Source organism: Fulvivirga aurantia (assembly GCF_009711475.1).
GTDB lineage: Bacteria > Bacteroidota > Bacteroidia > Cytophagales > Cyclobacteriaceae > Fulvivirga > Fulvivirga aurantia.
Window position 1 is genome coordinate 1 of the sequence record NZ_SMMD01000522.1, and the last position, 3,566, is coordinate 3,566.

At 40.2% G+C, this 3,566-nt stretch carries 2 protein-coding genes; both read right to left on the minus strand.

Annotation, left to right across the window (positions count from 1 at the left end):
- Positions 1–1,024 (minus strand): ligand-binding sensor domain-containing protein (locus E1176_RS04000; RefSeq protein WP_155209281.1); only part of this gene is annotated, 1,024 nt, incomplete at its 3' end.
- 52 nt (positions 1,025–1,076) lie between these two features.
- On the minus strand, positions 1,077–3,368 hold the full coding sequence (locus E1176_RS04005) for an FdhF/YdeP family oxidoreductase (protein WP_155209282.1): 2,292 nt from the start codon (positions 3,366–3,368) through the stop codon (positions 1,077–1,079).
- Between the last annotated feature and the right edge of the window lie 198 nt (positions 3,369–3,566).

Consider the following 3,566-nt stretch of genomic DNA (forward strand, 5'->3'; position numbering starts at 1 on the left):
TTTTAAAACAGTAATATATATTCTCATCTTGCGGCAAAATGGATTCTATGTAATGTGGCTCTTCATTTATCGTATGGAAATAATTTTTCTTAAGCAGCACCATACCTTCGTCAGATGATATCCAAATATTACCCTCCGGGGTATGTGTGATATCATTGGTCTTAAATACATTAACCCTCTTTTGGATATTCAAATCCTGATCAAGAAATAACAAGCTTTTACCGTAGTTGCCTACTAGTATTTGACCTTGATAAGCTATAATGCTAGACACTTCATTGATATAGAGCTGTTGTTTTTCGATTGACATTCCATCTGGCTCAATTTTTACTTTGTAAAGTCCTGATAAACAGCCAATAATAACATTATTTTGATCGTAAGGATATACTACATTTACACCATTAATTTCATTGGTGAATTCATCACTCACTAAAGTAAATGCATTCTGATCGTAGTCAAATCGGTATAAACGACCGGTGTGAGAAATGGTATGTACGAGACCATTTACTTCGAAAATAGAAAATGATCTGAAAAAACTAATTGAAGTATCGTGATCCGGGAATTCGAATCGTTCTACACGCCCCTGATGTAACCTCACAATACTTCCGGGCTCGGGAACCCAAAAAACACCTTCACTGTCCTTATATAAATCTTTGGGAAACCAAATTAGAGAATCTACTTTGGAGCGGCTTCCTTTGATGATGGTCTCAAAACCTACTGTATCTACCCCAGCTAAAATTTTTGTTATGCCCAGATCGCTTACTGCATACAAATCATCATCATATGCTATGACTTTCTTTATATAACGACTCGGTGTTGCTTCTGCATAGTTTTGAAAGGAGCGGCCATCATAGCGCACGAGGCCTTCATCAGTGCCAATCCACAGAAACCCGTAAGCATCAAACTCGGCACTCTTAACTAGATGAGTAACAAGACCTTCCTCAACTCCATAGGCTATTTGCTGAAAAGATTGTGCTTTCAAAAAAGAGGAAGAAAGCAATAAAAATAAAAAAGTGAGTGCCCTCATTTTGCTAAATATAGCAAATGACCCCGTATTATATATCAAAAAAGTACTACAATTAGTCGCGTCTTTTTATAGATATAATCACCGATTTAGAAATAGGAGTTTTACTTCCTCGTGCGTAATGATTATGCGGCACCAACGGATTTGCTTCAGGAAAATAAGTAGCAACACATCTACCAGGAATACTGTATGGCACAACTATAAATCCTTTGGCTGACCTTTCGATTCCATCATATTTGCTATATAAATCAACGATATCTTTTTCCTTCAAATTAGCGGCCGACATGTCATCCGTATTCATTAAAATAATCCTACGCTCGTTATGAATCCCTCGGTAGCGGTCGTGTAAACCGTAGATTGTAGTATTATACTGATCATGACTTCTTATCGTCATCATGAGGTATTCTTCGTTCTTCAACTTGTGATCCGGCACCTCGTTGATGGTGAAATTGGCTTTGCCAGTGTCGGTTTTGAAATCACCCTCTCTTGCGCCATTGGGCAGGTAAAACCCACCAGCTCTTCTCACGCGTTGGTTGTAATTATCGAAGCCATCGATCGTAGCTTCTATAGCATCTCTTATGTGATCATAATTAGCTACGAGCTTGTCCCAATCCACAGTTGTTTTGTTTTTTAAAGTGGCTTTCGCCAATTCTGCCACTATTTTTGGCTCACTCAATAAGTGTTCAGAGACAGGCTTCTTCCCTCCCTGCGATTTATGCACGACACCTGTTGAGTTTTCTACCGTTACAAACTGATTACCTGAATCTTGCTTATCCTGTTCGGTACGACCCAGGCATGGAAGGATAAGGGCTTCTTTACCATGCACCAAATGACTTCTGTTAAGTTTTGTAGATACATGAACCGTTAAATCGCATTGCTGCAATGCTTTGGCCGTATATTCAGTATCTGGAGTAGCTGAAAGAAAATTCCCTCCCATCGCAAAGAACACCTTTGCTCTACCTTCGCCCATGGCTTTGATCGATTCGACTACATCATACCCATCCTTTTTTGGTGGTTCAAAATTGAAATGAGACTTTAATTTTTCCGCAAACTTAGGCACCAGTTTCTCCCAAATACCAACTGTGCGGTCGCCTTGTACATTGCTATGCCCACGGACAGGGCACGTACCAGCACCTGGTTTACCAATGCTACCTTTGAGAAGTAATAGGTTTACAATCTCTCTTATATTGTCAACCGCATTTTTATGCTGTGTAAGGCCCATTGCCCAGCAAACTATGATTTTATTACTACTTGAAAGTAAATCTGCCGCCTCTTCTATGTCGGCTTTAGAAAGACTTGTCTGTGCGATCAGTGCGTCTAAATCTTCGTTCTTGAGGTTTTCTAAAAAAGCCTCATAATGCGCTGTTTGCTCTTTTATAAATTCATGATCTAACACACCTCCCTCACTTTCGTCTTTGGCTATGAGCATTTTCATAATTGCCTTTAATAAAGGAACATCTCCATTAACTCTTACCTGCAAAAACAGGTCAGTGAGTGCGGTACCAGAACCCAGCATATCCAAAGGATTTTGAGGGTGTTGAAATTTCATCAAACCTGTTTCAGGCAATGGATTAACTGAAATAATCTTAGCCCCATTGTCTTTGGCTTTCTGTAGTGCTGTGAGCATCCTAGGGTGATTTGTACCAGGGTTTTGCCCCATAATTACAATCACCTCAGCTTTGTAAAAATCGTCTAGCTTTACTGAACCTTTGCCTATACCCACGGTTTCTGATAACCCTGAGCCACTCGACTCATGGCACATATTTGAACAGTCAGGCAGATTATTGGTACCATATTGTCTGACAAATAACTGATATAAAAACGCAGCCTCATTGCTGGTACGGCCTGAAGTATAAAATATTGCCTCATCTGGTGATGAGAGGTCGTTTAGTTTTTTTGCTATATGAGCAAAAGCGTCTTGCCAGCTTATTGGTTCGTAATGAGATGATCCTTCGCGAATTATCATTGGCTCAACTACCCTCCCACTCTTTCCGATGTCATAATCAGACCAGTGAGAAAGCTCCTGTACTGAGTATTGTTTGAAGAACTCGGCATCTACTTTGGCGGTTGTTGCCTCTTCGGCTACTGCTTTGGCCCCGTTTTCACAGAATTCGACAATGGATCTGTCTTCGTCAGGATCGGGCCAGGCACAACCAGGGCAATCAAATCCTTTAAACTGGTTAAGGTTGAGCATAGCTTTGGTACCTGCAACCACACCCACTTCTCCATAGACATGTTTCATTGAAGAGGTTATAGCTGGCAAACCTCCTGCAACACGTTTTGGTGTCGTTAATTTTATGCCTGTATGTTTTTCTGGCGGCTGTACCTGTATTTTATTGTCTGACATATAGTTTTTCTTCTAGGATCTTAACCTGACTCTGACTTACCAAAGACACTTTTTATTTAAGTTAACTCTAAATATTTGATCGTTCAATCAGGTAATGAATTACTTTGATAGTTATTCAAAGTTCCCTCCAAAAGGTCGGGATGACTGGTCTTACGAAAGTGCGCAGGATATCCTAAATTGTCATCCCGAGCGTAGTCG

What these genes read in the sequence shown, in the direction of transcription:
- E1176_RS04005 (WP_155209282.1), bottom strand. Translation starts at nt 3,368, where the DNA reads ATGTCAGACAATAAAATACAGGTACAGCCGCCAGAAAAACATACAGGC.